Origin of the sequence: Citrobacter sp. XT1-2-2 (assembly GCF_023516235.1) — a bacterium.
Lineage (GTDB): Bacteria > Pseudomonadota > Gammaproteobacteria > Enterobacterales > Enterobacteriaceae > Citrobacter > Citrobacter werkmanii.
This window is the reverse complement of the sequence record NZ_CP097324.1, coordinates 1,859,916-1,874,668: the sequence shown is the minus strand read 5'-3', so window position 1 is coordinate 1,874,668 and position 14,753 is coordinate 1,859,916. Positions and strand designations below refer to the sequence as shown.

Sequence of the window (14,753 nt, the reverse complement as noted above, 5' to 3'; positions counted from 1 at the left end):
TTAGCGTCCTCGCAGTCCGTCGGCCAGACGCTTACTGTTGCGAATGGAAAGCAACGTCAGCAGCGTGCGCCAGTTCATTCGTTTATTGCGGATCTGATAGAGCGTAAACAGCTGATATTTCTTACTCGCCCGGTCAAATTTACCTTTGTGCTTACGATAGAACTGAAAGTAGCCGGAGAATTTATGCGGTGACGAGGTAATGCGCATCTCACCGTGGTTCACATGCAGGATCTGCGTCGCCTCTTTGACCTTCCACGGTTTGCCGTACGCCACCACCATCCTGAGAAAAATGTCGTAATCCTGCGCGGCTTTCAGTGTGGTATCGAACAGGCATGCTTTAAAACGCCATGCCCACGTAAATACCTGATTACCAATAATATTGCGCTTGTAAAACTTGCGTCGGGAGTAAACTGACTTCGGATAGAGCGGCAGACTGGCCGGTTGCGAATACACTTCGCCTTCACAAACATAATCATTGGCATACAGAAACGCGTGCGTAACCAGTTGATGACGATGCTGCAGAAACACGCTCAGGCGATTCGGCGTCCATTCATCATCATCATCAATACCCGTAATATATTGCCCATTAGCCTGCATGATGGCCTGATTGCGTACCGCGCAGGCCCCAGAGTTCGTCGCGTTATGCGTATAGCACACGCGTGGGTCGTTCAGTTCCTCAACGAACTGCTGTAGTTGCTCATACGAGGAAGAACAGTCATCCACGATGATCATCTCCCAGTGAGGATAGTCCTGGCGCAACACCGATTTAATCGCCCGAATGGCCAGCTGTTGGCGATTCCAGGTTGGCATATAAATTGAAATGAGTGGGTTTTCTGTCGTCATTTTCGTTTCCCAAATAAAGTTGCCTGATGGCGCTACGCTTATCAGGCCTACATTCGATATGCGTTGCTGTTCGTTATCTATTTCGAATCCGACGTGTATTCGTATTCGTAGTAACCGTAATCCTGATAGCCACTGGCACGGCGGAAGATCGAGTTCAGAATCACCCCTTTAACCTGAATGCCGTTTTGCTCAAACCGACTCAGGCTGGTTTCCACCTCTTTCAGCGTATTGACCGCATAACGCGCCACCATCAGCGTGGTGCCGACATGGCGGCCAACAATTGCCGCATCGGTCACCGCCAGTATTGGCGGGGTATCTATCAGGACCAGGTCATAGTGCTCGCTGGCCCACGTAATCAGTTGGCCAAAGCGTTCACTCATCAGAAGCTCAGATGGATTAGGGGGGATTTGTCCGCGAGGGATCAGATCAAAATTCGCAATGGAGGTCGGTTTCGCGCTGGAGGAGATATCCCCCTTACCGACGAGGATCTCAGACAGACCGTTGACGTTACTGGTACCCAGCAGTTCGTGGGTATAGCCTTTGCGCATGTCACAGTCGATCAACAGCACGCGCTTGTGGGTCTGGCTAATGACCGCCGCCAGGTTAGCGCAGACAAATGTTTTACCTATCGACGGGCTGACGCCGGTCAGCATCAACACGTTGTTGCGCGCCTGCATCATGGCGAAATGCAGACTGGTACGCAGGCTACGGACCGCTTCTATGGCGAGATCCGTTGGATTCCCCACCGCCAGTAACTGGGTTTGTTTGTAACGCTTCACACCTTTAATCGTCTGAACGTTATCGCGCGCTTTTTGCCATTCTGAAAGCGGGATGCTGGCATAGACGCTGATGCCATGCTCTTCCAGCGCCTGTGGGCTTTCAATGCCGCGATTAAACAGGGAACGCAGCAATACGCCCACCACCGAAAGCATCAAACCAAGAATAATGCTACCGAGAATAATCAACGCCTTTTTCGGCTTCAGCACGCCTGGCTGGGCAATTGCGGGATCGACGATGCGTACATCTCCGACCGTACTCGCCTCGGTGATCTTCAGTTCCTGTTGCTTATTTAACAGCTGCATATAGACCTGCTGACCGGACTCCACATCGCGGGTCAGCCGGACAATTTCCTGCTGCGTTTTCGGCATTGCCGTAACACGCCCGTTCAGCTTGCTTTTCTCATCTTCCAGCGCCTGGCGTTTTTCCAGCAATGTACGATACGCCGGGTGCGCTTTGGTGAATAACTTGGAGATTTCCGCTTCTTTAAAGGTCAGTTCGTTGAGCTGCGCATCGATATTTACCATGGAATCGAGCACAGCTTTAGCTTCCAGCGGCAAATCCACGGAGTCTTTATCCTGACGGAAGGCATTCAGCTTATTTTCGGCAACGTCCAGCCGGTTACGCACCTCAGGCAACTGTTTTGCCAGAAACGCCAGACTTTTAGCGGCCTCTTCTGACTTACGTTCTACGTTTTGTTGCAGATAGTTGCGGGTAATACTGTCGAGGATCTGGCGGATTTGTTCGCGGTCTTCGCCGGTAAAAGTCAGGCTCAATACGCCAGTATCTTTGCCGGTTTCTGTCACCATCAGGTTATTTTGCAGGGTGTTAATCATGCCCAATGTGGAAAATTTGCTGACGGTAAATTGGCTCTCAGGGCTGGCATGAATCGCCTCAACCAGCATCGTCACGCCATCGTGATTCAACAATTGCCCAACCTGACCGCGGGCGCTAAATCCCCCATCACTGACTAATTGATAACTTTTATCGTTCAACACGCTTAGCGTAAAAGTCTGTTCCTTCATCGCCTTTGGCAGCGTAAAGGTGGTGACATTAACGGTTTCATTCTGGCGCCCCATCAACCGATCCCAGCCTGCGCCAAAAATCGGAAATGTATCTTTCGTCACCGCGATATCCAGATTGAGATCGTCTACCGTTTTTCCCAGTACCAGCCGTGACTGAATGAGCTGAATTTCCGCTTCCGAAGCCGGCGGTTTATTCGACAACGCCGAGCCAATATCCTGCACCAGGGAATTCCCGGTATTTTGCTCAATTTGCACCAGCGCATCCGCACTGTAGATCGGCGTGGCAAACAGCGTGTAGACCGCCGCACATAACGCAAACGTCGCCGTAATACCAAGCACCCACCAGCGAGCTTCCACCACCGTTCCTACCAGACGACCAATATCGATTTCATCATTGCCCGTAACCGGCGCGGCAGACTGTTTTACTTTTTCTGTCATTGTTTTCCCTGCTCCGCGTTCAATGCCTGAGCCCACTGGCGGGCAGACCGTTCAAGTAATGCGTACACCGCGTCAAACGCATCCCGACTTTTACGGTATGGGTCGGGAATTTCACGTTCGCTGTCCCAGTGACCAAAAAGCATCACTTTGCCGCGCATCTCCGGCACCATTTCGCACAGGGCTGAAATATGGCGTTTTTCCATGGTCAGGATCAGGTCATACTCCCGGCACATGCGTCCTGAGATCTGGCGGGCACAATGATTTTCCAGTGACAGGTTGTGCGCCTGCGCGACGCTAATAGCACAGGGATCCGCACCTTTACCCACCAGCGCCCCTAGACCTGCAGAAGAGACCGTCAACGCCGGATGAAACTTCCTTAACAAGCGTTCTGCCGTCGGGGAACGGCAAATGTTCCCCACACAGACAACCAATATTTTGTTAAACATGACGATTACCAGTTGTGAAGGTCGCTGGCCGTGTCCGTCATATAGCGAACACCGCTAATGGTCGGCAGCAACTGATTGATCAAACGGTTCCAGCGGGCAACCGGCGCGGTCGTGACATACACCACATCGTAAGGCTGGAGTCGGAATGACGTCGCCATCACCAGCGAAGTCGCATCGGACATATCAAGCTGATAGATATTGGCGATCTTGCCGTTGTGCCCGCTTTCGCCTTTCAACGGACGAATAACGAAAATGCCGCTGGCGTTGGAGGTGGTCAGATCGATACCTTCCGCATTGCCAAGCGCTTCGGTGAGCGTCATACCGCTGAAGTCCATTTTGAGGGTGCTCTGCTTCTTCACTTCCCCCATCACGAAGACTTTCAAATCGTCATTACGCGGAACAAACAGAATGTCGCCAGGATAGAGCAGACGGTTCTGGCTCAGGTCGCCATTTTGCATCAGCGCTTGCAGTGAAATTCGTTGCTCCTGCCCTTTGTGAGTCAGTACAACATTGCGCCAGTCAGCCGCCTCGGTGAGACCACCTGCGGCGTTAATGGCATCAAGAATGGTAAGCGGTACGTTGGTGATGGCCTGCTGGCCAGATTTATTCACCTGCCCGGAGACATAAGCCTTCTGCGAGCGGAAAGCGGCGATATTAACGTCCACCTGCGGGTCAGCAATGTACTTCGCTAAGCGCCCGGTAATATCACTACGAATTTCTGCCAGCGTTTTTCCCACCACGCTGACTTTGCCAATGTAGGGGTAAAACATGGTGCCATCAGGCTGCACCCAGTTGCCGGTATCGCTTGAGCTACGATACTGCCCGGCCGGGGTTGTGAGTTCAGGATGATCCCAGACGGTCACATTCAGGACATCGCCTGGACCGACCCGATACTGATATCCTGCAATCTCCTGCTCCAGCGACATGTTAGGCTGTGCAACATTCGGACGAGGACGTAATTGCTCGACCAGTCGCGGGGTCAGTGGATAAACATTCACCATCCGATTGATATCAAAATCAGCGTCCTGCTGTTTAATCACATCTTTGCCCATCGTAGACATATTGCTGCCCGGAAGCACGGTACAACCGTTTATCAAGATTACCGATACCAGGACTGGTATCAATTTAAGTTTGGAGTTCATCATTGATTATTTATCACTTTGGCAGAGTAATTATCACGTGCGTTCTAAATAGTGGCTTCGCCTGTACACATTTACCTTGCCGTTAATTGAAAAGGAATTTAACTGGCATCAGTCCTAAAAATAATGGATTCATCTGCGGTCTCTTGACAGAATAATTTAGGCTTGTTTTCAGGTGACCAGACACGCTACCGCCCCTGGCTTCATTAGCTACCAATGCACTGATTAATTTAAATTTTTATCTTCTCCTTTATTTTCATCATATTCAGAACAGCAACGCATCGGGAATAACGTCACCGGTTAATGAGGAAATATTATCTTTTGATTATTACCGCAAGAATTGTTGCAGCTAAGTGAATAGCAGGCAAGATAACAAGCCTCCGTTCACTTGCTTTTAAGATTAATATTAAGCGAGGAATTTATATGTTTTTAGGATTTTATCGATATTGACAGCATGACTAAAAAAATACGCCACCTGCGATATTTCCTAAATATAATTGGCTAAAGAAATTTATTTCCTGTAGTTACATTACGGCTATTATCCCGCAGGCATCCTGATATAACCGCCAGAGAAATCCCTTTCCGGCATTGCATTTTCCGCCAGTTTTACCCATGATCGAATTGTGACAATTGTCATACAACTATGGGTATAGCATTTACTATGGAATGGATTGCCGATCCGTCAATCTGGGCCGGACTCGTCACGCTAATCGTGATCGAACTTGTTCTTGGCATTGATAATCTTGTTTTTATTGCCATCCTCGCGGAGAAACTCCCTCCTGCCCAGCGGGATAAGGCGCGTATTACCGGGCTCCTGCTGGCGATGGTCATGCGACTGCTGCTACTGGCATCAATATCCTGGCTGGTGACGCTGACAACGCCACTGTTCAGCATTCGCGGCCTCAGTTTCAGTGCGCGCGATCTGATTATGCTGTTTGGCGGTTTCTTCCTGTTGTTTAAAGCCACAATGGAGCTAAACGAACGGCTGGAAGGCAAAGACAGCGACAATCCCACCCAGCGTAAAGGCGCTAAGTTCTGGGGAGTGGTCGCGCAAATTGTGGTGCTTGACGCCATCTTCTCTCTGGATTCCGTCATTACCGCCGTCGGGATGGTCGATCACCTGGCGGTGATGATGGCGGCGGTGATTATCGCCATCAGCCTGATGATGCTCGCCAGTAAGTCGTTGACTCGCTTTGTCAACAGCCACCCAACCATCGTTATTCTGTGCCTAAGCTTCCTGCTGATGATTGGTTTCAGCCTGGTCGCCGAAGGGTTCGGTTTCCATATCCCGAAAGGTTACCTGTACGCCGCTATCGGCTTCTCGGTTATGATCGAAGCCTTGAACCAGCTGGCAATCTTTAACCGTCGTCGCTTCCTGTCAGCCAACCATACCTTGCGTCAGCGCACTGCGGAGGCGGTGATGAGGCTGCTGAGCGGTCAAAAAGAAGATGCCGAACTGGATGCCGAAACCGCTGCTATGCTGGCGGATCATCAGGAAGGGCAGATTTTTGCGCCTCAGGAACGGCGGATGATTGAGCGCGTACTGAATCTTAATCAGCGTACCGTCAGCAGCATCATGACCTCACGCCACGACATTGAACACGTCGATCTCAACGCACCCGAAGCAGAAATTCGCGCTTTACTGGAAAAAAATCAGCATACGCGCCTGGTTGTTACCGGGGAAGACGAGGAGGAAGAGCTGCTGGGCGTAGTGCATGTCATCGATCTGCTGCAGCAGTCTCTGCGCGGCGAGGCGCTCGACTTACGCGCCCTGATTCGTCAGCCGCTGGTGTTCCCGGAAACCCTGCCGCTGCTTCCGGCGCTGGAGCAGTTCCGTAATGCCCGCACGCACTTCGCTTTTATTGCAGATGAATTTGGTTCTGTCGAAGGGATCGTAACGCTCAGTGACGTAATGGAAACCATCGCCGGTAATCTGCCAAATGAGGTAGAGGAGATTGATGCCCGCCATGATATCCAGAAAAATGCCGATGGTTCGTGGACAGCTAACGGTCACATGCCGCTGGAAGATCTGGTGCAGTACGTCCCTATTCCGTTAGATGAAAAACGTGAATATCACACCATTGCCGGGCTTTTGATGGAATATTTACAGCGTATTCCAAAAACCGGAGAGGAAGTTCAGGTTGGCGACTACCGACTAAAAACTCTGCAGGTGGAAAACCATCGCGTGCAAAAAGTCCAGTTGATACCGCTACACGGTGAAGAAGAGATGGATTACGAGGTGTAAATCACCCGCCGGATGGCGCATTAGCTGCCATCCGGCAATGTGAATCAGAGTTTATCCAGCAACTTTTTAACATCTTTACCGTTGCGGGAGTCTTTATTGCGATCGGCCCAATCGTTCAGACGACGTTTCGCTTCATCCTGCAGATGCTTACGCAGCAACTGATCGACCTGCAAGTTATAGTTCAGCGCCTGCCACTGGCCATAAACCCTGAGAGGAACCGGCGTGGCTTTCAGGAACTTAATCAGCTTGCTTTCGCCATCCCAACCGCCCAGCACGCGAATGTTAAACAGCGTGTCGCAATTCTGCTTCACCAGGTCTAACGTCCCCTTGCCAGTCAGCGCAAGCATCGCCGACTCACCGGCCATGTTATCCAGCGTAACCTCGCCGTTATCCAGCGTCATATCGGTGACAAAGCGATCCAGACGGGTGACGTTATCCAGATTTTGCTGTGATTTCACATCACCGCCGCTGCGTTCTACGGCTTGTTGTATCATCTGTTGGAAGTTCATTCCTTCCATTCGCGTATCACTCATTTCGACATGAGCCTGGCCTTGCCAACTATGGCGAAACGCCTGGGCGTCAATATCCGAGCCGGAAAAATCTCCCGCCAGTGACAGCTTGCCGGTCAGCGCGATGGGGTAATTGAAGGCTTTGAGGATAGCGCCTATTTCTACGCCTTCCAGCCGCGGATGAAAGACTGCTCGCGGCGCATCTTTTCTGGCGTCCAACGTACCGGGAAGCGAAACACGTCCACCGTTACTTTTGCCTTCCAGCTGTGCGATATTCATTAAGCCGAACTGGTTATTTATTTTTGCCGAGACATTCTCAAACGCCATTTTACGCCACAATACTTTGTCAGCCTGTAACGTGATGTCTGCCGAAAATCCCTTGAGTCCCTGGTAAGAGACGGCATCAACCTGCGAAGCAATGACGGGGCGCGCCAGCGTCGACTGACTCTGCCCTTGCTGAACCTCACCGTTTGTCGCCGCCACGGCATCGCGTTGCACAATCAGATTGTCCAGATTGAGCTGACCAAATTTCAGATCGACGAGCCATTCTGGTTTATCTAACAACGACACCTGGGCTTGCCCGGCGAGAGAGCTGTCGTTAGCGGTTAAATGAATCTGGTTAAACGCGAGCTGTTTTTTCTCTTCCAGCCACTGCGCCTGAAGCTGTCCCTCACCTTTAATGCCCTGCGACGGAAGATCGGCCCCCTGTAGCTGCCAGCTTAACTGCTCAATATTAGCGGACAAATTATGCGGGTAGTCGGAGGCATCGACGGTGCCGTTAAACGATAGCGCAAGGTCACGCTGATCGCGGTTCACACGCCCGGAGAAATCAAACGTACCGCGGTGCTGGCTATCCTGTTCCATCTCCAGACGAATATCGCGAACCGTTACCTGCTCGTCGTCTTCATGCTGGAATACCAGAACGCTGTCGGCGATGCGCAGACGGGCGATATCAAACGACCATCCTTTGTCTTCCGCCAGATCGGGCAACGTATTGTCTTTGGGGGCAACGGGCGCATCTTGTCCACGCACCGCCTCAGTTTGCGGGGTCAGTTGAATCACAGCCCCCTTGAGCATCACCTGCTTCACACTGAGCTGATGACTCAACAACGGCCACAACGCGACGTCAAGGCGCATATTGTCGGCACGAATCAGGGGTTCGCTGGCACCTTCAGCCGTCAACGCCATGCGCCCCGAGAGGATGCTCAACTGAGGCCATACGTGCCAACGTAAAGGACCATCCAACTGCAGCTGATATCCGCTACGCACAGCAACCTGCTTGACCATATACGCGCGGAAATCATTCGGATTCACCAACAGTACTAACGCAGAAAAACCGGCCACCAGCACGACCAGAAGGATCATCAGCGTTGTCAGAAATCGTCTCATGCTATCCCCAATGGACTGAAAACATTCAGTCTTTATCGATCCGGCTGGCAACGGCGCCCTGCTGATCGCGATACTTTGCATCCTGACGACGATTGTAAGGTCGCGCAGCCGGACCGGAAAGCGGTTCGAAACTCAACGCGCCAATTGGCATGCCAGGGCGCAGGGCCAGCGGTAATTTTCCGGAGTTGTAAAACTCCAGTACGATGCACCCTGACCAGCCCGGATCGATACGGTGTGCGGTAACGTGTACCATCAGTCCCAGACGCGCTAATGAAGAACGTCCATCTAACCAACCGACGAGATCGGAAGGCAACGTCACGGATTCGAACGTCACCGCCAGCGCAAGCTCCCCCGGATGCAGGAAAAATGCCTCGCCGTCCTTAAGGACGATTTCATCGCTCATCACGCGATCCAGCGCAGCGCTGACTTCATCTTTCGGTCCACTCAAATCGATATACGCCGCCGTATGACCGCGGAACGTACGGAATTTGTTACCAAGACGCACATCTACCGTGGCGCCATTGATTCGCTCGACAGGAGGGCGTGGAGTGATCGACAGGCGACCTTCATCCAACCAGGCTTCAATATCTCGGTCACATAAACGCATGGCACTTTCTCCTTTCGTGCTTCAACCCCTTAATGCCAGGCGCGTTAAGGGTGAGCCAGGTTATTACTGAACGGTACACAATTCGCTGAACTTATTCAAAGAACTGACTGATTTTAGCCTTCAGAATATCGATGGCGATGCGGTTTTTACCCCCGCGCGGTACGATGATGTCGGCGTATTGTTTTGAAGGCTCAATAAATTGCAGGAACATTGGACGTACGGTTTTTTGGTATTGCGCCATCACCGAATCCATGGAACGGCCACGCTCGTTCACGTCCCGTTTAATACGGCGCATCAGGCATATATCCAGCGGCGTATCAACAAAAATAGAGAAGTTCATCTCGTCACGCAAACGCGCGTCTGTCAGCAGCAGAATGCCTTCCAGGATGATCACTTTCTTGGGTTCGATATGAATAGTGTCTTGCGTGCGTGTATGCTCAACATAACTGTAAACGGGTAGTTCAATGGCACTTCCGCGTTTAAGCGTCTGCAGATGTTGAAACAGCAGGCTGTGATCCATCGCGTTCGGATGGTCGTAGTTGGTTTTTACACGTTCTTCCATCGACAGATGGCTTTGATCTTTGTAATAGCTGTCTTCGGGAATAACGCCAATATGTTCGTCACCGACTTGTTCACGTAATTCGCGGTAAAGCGTGCTGGCAATAAGACTCTTGCCGGAAGCCGATGCGCCGGCGATGCCGATAATGACGCACTGATGGGACTGATCAGTCATAAATTTAGCGACCTGATTAACCTGGATGTTAAGGAAGGGCGGCGTCGAAACGCCAAACGCGGCAATTATAGGGATTTCAGCGGCGCGATGCCAGTCCAGCCTGCGCCAATGCTTTCCTTGTCGCAAATTAAAATGATCAGTTTTAAAGCAGGTGCTAAATTTATCTATCAGCCTTAGGAATTAATAGCTTGAGAGTGTTAATTTATGCGCAGCTGGCGTATAAATTGTAAATTATTTGTACTAGCATAATCGCAGATTAAACAAGATGTATTCGGCATATCTCCCGGACGACATCGGCTATTTGGGTAGAGTGGTAATGAGTAAACAATCCCAACATGTTTTAGTTACCTTACCTCATCCTCTACTGCGCATGGCCAGTTTAGGTCTGGTGGCTTTCATTTTTACGCTATTCTCGCTGGAACTGTCACGTTTCGGCGCGCAGCTGGCGCCGCTTTGGTTCCCAACGTCAATCATGATGGTGGCTTTTTACCGTCATGCGGGAAAGATGTGGCCGGGAATTGCGCTGGCTTGTTCATTTGGTAATATCGGCGCTTCCTTACTCTTCTTCCCCGGTGAATCGCTTAGCTTCACCTATACGGCTATCAACATTATTGAGGCTGTCGTTGGCGCAATGCTATTGCGTAAACTGCTGCCCTGGTACAACCCCTTACAAAATCTCAACGACTGGGCGCGCCTGGCTTTTGGCAGCGCCGTGGTTCCTCCCGTGTTGGGCGGCTTGCTACTGTGGTTATTGCTGCCAAAGGAAACCTCGTTAAATACCTTTCTTATTTGGGTGCTGTCAGAATCCATCGGCGCGCTGGCGCTGGTGCCGTTAGGTTTGCTGTTTAAGCCCCATTATCTGCTCCGCCACCGCGACCCACGGTTACTGCTTGAAACCGTCATCACACTTCTGGTGACCTTGACGCTCAGTTGGCTGTCCATGATGTATCTTCCATGGCCTTTTACCTGCGTTATCGTCCTGTTGATGTGGAGCGCTGTTCGTCTGCCGCGAATGGAGGCATTTTTAATTTTCCTCAGCACCGTAATGATGGTCTCGATGATGTTGGCCGCCGACCCTTCGCTGCTCTACATCCCAAAACCCAACTTGACGACCAGCCTGCCTTGGCTGCCGTTTTTGATGATCCTGCTGCCGGCCAATATGATGACGATGGTGATGTACGCGTTTCGGGCCGAACGCAAACATATCTCTGAAAGCGAATCGCGCTTTCGCAATGCCATGGAATATTCCGCGATTGGTATGGCGCTGGTGGGGACCGAGGGGCAATGGCTCCAGGCGAATAAAGCGTTGTGCCAGTTTCTGGGCTACAGCCAGGATGAGCTACGTTCGCTAACCTTCCAGCAATTAACCTGGCCGGAAGATCTGAACAATGATCTCGAACAGTTGGATATGCTGGCGCGCGGGGAAATCAACAGCTACTCCATGGAAAAACGCTATTACACGCGCTCCGGTGATGTCGTCTGGGCCTTGCTGGCCGTTTCATTGGTGCGTAATAGCGATAATACCCCACTCTACTTTATTGCGCAGGTTGAGGATATTAACGATCTGAAGCATACCGAGTGGATTAATAAACGGTTGATGGAGCGCATTACCCTCGCCAATGAAGCCGGGGGAATTGGCATCTGGGAATGGGAGCTGCAGCCTGACGTAATCAGTTGGGATAAACGCATGTTTGATCTCTATGAAGTCCCTGCGCATATCAAACCCAGTTGGCAAGTCTGGTATGACTGCGTTGTGCCCGAAGATCGTGAACATGCTAAAAATGTCATTCGTGATTCGCTGGCCGCACGGGCCCCCTTTAAGCTCGAGTTTCGTATTGCGGTCAAAGATGGCGTGCGGCACATCCGCTCACTGGCAAACCGGGTACTGAATAAAGATGGTGAAGTTGAACGCTTCCTTGGCATCAATATGGATATGACCGAGGTGAAGCAGCTTAACGAAGCGTTGTATCAGGAAAAAGAACGTCTGCACATTACGCTGGATTCGATTGGCGAAGCAGTGATTTGTATTGATGTCGATATGAACGTGACCTTTATGAATCCGGTCGCAGAGAAGATGAGCGGCTGGCAGCAGGAAAGCGCCATCGGCATTCCGCTGCTGACGGTACTCCGTATTACTTTCGGCGACAACGGACCGCTGATGGAGAATATCTACAGCGCTGACATGTCGCGTACGGCCATCGAGCAGGAAGTCGTCCTGCATTGTCGCAACGGCAACAGTTATGACATTCAGTACAGCATCACCCCCCTCAGCACACTCGATGGCGGCAGCATTGGCTCGGTGCTGGTGATTCAGGATGTCACCGAGTCACGTAAAATGCTGCGCCAGCTTAGTTACAGCGCCTCGCATGACGATCTGACGCAGTTGGCAAACCGGGTCAGCTTCGAAAATCATCTAAAACAGTTACTGCATACGGTTCACGACACGCACCAACGTCATGCATTGGTTTTTATCGATCTCGATCGTTTTAAAGCCGTAAACGATAGCGCTGGTCACGCCGCAGGCGATGCCCTGCTACGCGAACTCTCTTCACTGATGCTCAGCATGCTGCGTTCCAGCGATATGCTGGCGCGCCTTGGCGGTGACGAGTTTGGTCTGTTGCTGCCGGATTGTAATATCGAAAGCGCCCGCTTTATCTCAGGTCGCATCATCAGCGCCATCAACGATTACCACTTCATGTGGGATGGACGCTTGCACCGTATTGGCGCCAGTGCGGGAATTACGCTAATTGATGAAAAAAACCATGTCGCGAGCGACGTCATGTCCCAGGCGGATATAGCCTGTTATGCGGCGAAGAACAGTGGACGTGGGCGAGTCTGCGTTTATGAACCCCAGCAAAGCGAGGCCCATGCGGCGCGAAGCCAACTGTCATTGGATGAACAAAGACACACCATTACGCACAATCCAATGTTAATCATCGCCAGGGGCGTGGCCTCCCCGCGGATACCAGAGACGTTTAGCTTCTGGCTGCTCTCGCTACGCTTAGGGACAGCTGAAGGGGAAATTATTGAAGAGCACGCTTTCCGTGCCGGGTTGGTCGATTCTACATTGAATCAGGCGCTTGACCGCCGGGTATTTACCGAGTTCTTCCAGAGCGCAGCCCCGGCCGTCGCCAGTAAGGGACTCAGCATTGCCCTGCCCCTTTCCGCCGCCGGATTGCTGAATACAGAACTTGTTGACGAACTGCTGGGGCAACTGCAAAGAAGTCCGTTACCACCACGACTGCTGCACCTGACCGTTCCGTCTAACGTGATAAAAACAAACCCAACGCAGGCTATATCCACACTACATCGACTGCGACAGTGCGGATGTCGAATTATTTTAAGTCATGTCGGTCGCGATTTAGATCTTTTTGACAACCTGAAGTATCACATGGTTGATTACCTTCTACTCGACAGCGAGCTAAGCGCCAGTGTCCACGGTAATTTGATTGACGAAATGTGGGTGTCCATTATCCAGGGCCATGCTCAGCGTCTGGACATTAAAACCATCGCTGGCCCGGTGCAGTTGCCGCTAATCATGGATGCGCTTTCTGGCATCGGGATTGATATGATTTATGGCGATATCATTGCCGACGCTCAACCGCTGGATCTGCTACTGAATACCAGTAATTTCGCCATCAACTGACGGCTGCCAGCCATCCGTATACCAGATATGTAATAACGCATAGGAGCGCCAGGGCTTCCAGCGCTCTGCATATCGCCGAATCTGGGCGGGCGTCATGCCGGCAAAACGTTGTTTAATCAGATAGTCATCCGGCAGAAAAACATCTTTCGCCTGCCAGCCGCGCAGCGCAAAGTAGTTGGCGGTCCAGCGCCCTATGCCGGGGAACGTTTGCAGATGTTTGACGCCTTGCTCGATATCCGCAGGCGCTTGTGTCGCAAGCGTTCCATCCAGCGTCGCGCGAGCCAGATGAATTAACGCTTCAGCGCGTTTGAGCGGCATCCCTAACGCTTTCAGGTGTAATGGATCGGCATCAGCGAGCGCTTCAGGGGTGGGAAAACACACATACTCTGGCGCATCCTCCAGCGTGTCCCCATAAGTATGCGCCACTTTAGCCGTCAGTTTCGCCGCCATAGCTACGCTGACTAACTGCCCTAAAATCGCCCGTACTCCTTGTTCAAACGCATCAACACTGCCCGGCAAACGCAGTCCCGGACGCGCTGCCCCAAGGCTTCCCAGCGCGCTGACGATTTGCTGCGGGCAACAGGTAAGATCGAATAAGCGCGTCATTTTAGCCAGACACTCTGCGGCAACCGGCTGTAGCCCCGGACTCAACGTCACGTGTAGTTGATGGGTGTGTAGATCCGGTATCACGCGCACCAGACCACGATGATTCCCGACAGTCAGGCTTCTGGCATAACGCAGATCCCCCACGGTTTCTACCCCTTCCACCGCACGGGCGGCCAGGAACTCCAGCATCCAGGGCCAGTCATAAGGCGGTTGCCAACTCAGCGTGAACATTGCGTTTTCCTTTTCAAGCAAACCTACAGCATAAACGGTATTCAAACGATACGCCTTGCTTTCATATTCCAGTTGTCGGGACGTCGACATTTCGTTAAAGTCACGCCCCTTCTTCACTG

10 protein-coding genes are annotated in these 14,753 nt (G+C 51.7%); 2 read left to right on the top strand and 8 right to left on the bottom strand.

Annotation, left to right across the window (positions count from 1 at the left end):
* The 4 genes from wcaA to M4I31_RS08730 form a co-directional block, all read right to left on the bottom strand.
* Positions 1–843, bottom strand: a complete 843-nt coding sequence (gene wcaA, locus M4I31_RS08745; RefSeq protein ID WP_069323489.1) for a colanic acid biosynthesis glycosyltransferase WcaA — start codon at positions 841–843, stop codon at positions 1–3.
* A 77-nt stretch (positions 844–920) separates the two neighbouring features.
* Positions 921–3,083, bottom strand: coding sequence for a tyrosine-protein kinase Wzc (gene wzc, locus M4I31_RS08740; RefSeq protein ID WP_085047920.1), 2,163 nt, complete (start codon positions 3,081–3,083; stop codon positions 921–923).
* Positions 3,080–3,529, bottom strand: coding sequence for a low molecular weight protein-tyrosine-phosphatase Wzb (gene wzb / locus M4I31_RS08735; protein ID WP_038641798.1), 450 nt, complete (start codon positions 3,527–3,529; stop codon positions 3,080–3,082). The genes wzc and wzb overlap by 4 nt, the downstream gene beginning before the upstream one ends.
* 5 nt (positions 3,530–3,534) lie before the next feature.
* The gene (locus tag M4I31_RS08730; RefSeq protein WP_038641800.1) at positions 3,535–4,674 is read right to left on the bottom strand and encodes a polysaccharide export protein; all 1,140 of its coding nucleotides are present in this window, start codon (positions 4,672–4,674) and stop codon (positions 3,535–3,537) included.
* Positions 4,675–5,329: 655 nt separating this feature from the next.
* Here M4I31_RS08730 and M4I31_RS08725 point away from each other — a divergent pair.
* The gene (locus tag M4I31_RS08725; RefSeq protein WP_085047919.1) at positions 5,330–6,913 is read left to right on the top strand and encodes a TerC family protein; all 1,584 of its coding nucleotides are present in this window, start codon (positions 5,330–5,332) and stop codon (positions 6,911–6,913) included.
* 44 nt (positions 6,914–6,957) lie between these two features.
* Here the strand turns inward: M4I31_RS08725 and asmA are convergent, their stop codons facing one another.
* The 3 genes from asmA to udk all read right to left on the bottom strand — a co-directional run bounded on the left by asmA (position 6,958) and on the right by udk (position 10,151).
* A complete protein-coding gene (gene asmA, locus M4I31_RS08720) occupies positions 6,958–8,811 on the bottom strand; it encodes an outer membrane assembly protein AsmA (RefSeq protein ID WP_085047918.1) in 1,854 nt (617 codons plus the stop codon).
* 25 nt (positions 8,812–8,836) lie between these two features.
* On the bottom strand, positions 8,837–9,418 hold the full coding sequence (dcd, locus tag M4I31_RS08715) for a dCTP deaminase (RefSeq protein ID WP_003834269.1): 582 nt from the start codon (positions 9,416–9,418) through the stop codon (positions 8,837–8,839).
* 91 nt (positions 9,419–9,509) lie between these two features.
* Positions 9,510–10,151: a uridine kinase gene (gene udk, locus M4I31_RS08710; protein ID WP_003036776.1), complete on the bottom strand. Its 642-nt coding sequence runs from the start codon at positions 10,149–10,151 to the stop codon at positions 9,510–9,512.
* A gap of 316 nt (positions 10,152–10,467) precedes the next feature.
* Between udk and M4I31_RS08705 the strand changes: the two genes are divergently transcribed.
* Positions 10,468–13,797 carry a diguanylate cyclase gene (locus M4I31_RS08705; RefSeq protein ID WP_038641812.1) on the top strand — a complete coding sequence of 1,110 codons (3,330 nt, stop codon included), beginning with the start codon at positions 10,468–10,470 and terminating at the stop codon, positions 13,795–13,797.
* Here the strand turns inward: M4I31_RS08705 and alkA are convergent.
* Positions 13,765–14,634 carry a DNA-3-methyladenine glycosylase 2 gene (alkA, locus tag M4I31_RS08700; RefSeq protein WP_085048258.1) on the bottom strand — a complete coding sequence of 290 codons (870 nt, stop codon included), beginning with the start codon at positions 14,632–14,634 and terminating at the stop codon, positions 13,765–13,767. The genes M4I31_RS08705 and alkA overlap by 33 nt on opposite strands.
* Positions 14,635–14,753: the final 119 nt, after the last annotated feature.

What these genes read in the sequence shown, in the direction of transcription:
- wzb (WP_038641798.1), bottom strand. Translation starts at nt 3,529, where the DNA reads ATGTTTAACAAAATATTGGTTGTCTGTGTGGGGAACATTTGCCGTTCC.
- M4I31_RS08725 (WP_085047919.1), top strand. Translation starts at nt 5,330, where the DNA reads ATGGAATGGATTGCCGATCCGTCAATCTGGGCCGGACTCGTCACGCTA.
- dcd (WP_003834269.1), bottom strand. Translation starts at nt 9,418, where the DNA reads ATGCGTTTATGTGACCGAGATATTGAAGCCTGGTTGGATGAAGGTCGC.
- M4I31_RS08730 (WP_038641800.1), bottom strand. Translation starts at nt 4,674, where the DNA reads ATGATGAACTCCAAACTTAAATTGATACCAGTCCTGGTATCGGTAATC.
- wcaA (WP_069323489.1), bottom strand. Translation starts at nt 843, where the DNA reads ATGACGACAGAAAACCCACTCATTTCAATTTATATGCCAACCTGGAAT.
- alkA (WP_085048258.1), bottom strand. Translation starts at nt 14,634, where the DNA reads ATGTTCACGCTGAGTTGGCAACCGCCTTATGACTGGCCCTGGATGCTG.
- wzc (WP_085047920.1), bottom strand. Translation starts at nt 3,083, where the DNA reads ATGACAGAAAAAGTAAAACAGTCTGCCGCGCCGGTTACGGGCAATGAT.
- asmA (WP_085047918.1), bottom strand. Translation starts at nt 8,811, where the DNA reads ATGAGACGATTTCTGACAACGCTGATGATCCTTCTGGTCGTGCTGGTG.
- udk (WP_003036776.1), bottom strand. Translation starts at nt 10,151, where the DNA reads ATGACTGATCAGTCCCATCAGTGCGTCATTATCGGCATCGCCGGCGCA.
- M4I31_RS08705 (WP_038641812.1), top strand. Translation starts at nt 10,468, where the DNA reads ATGAGTAAACAATCCCAACATGTTTTAGTTACCTTACCTCATCCTCTA.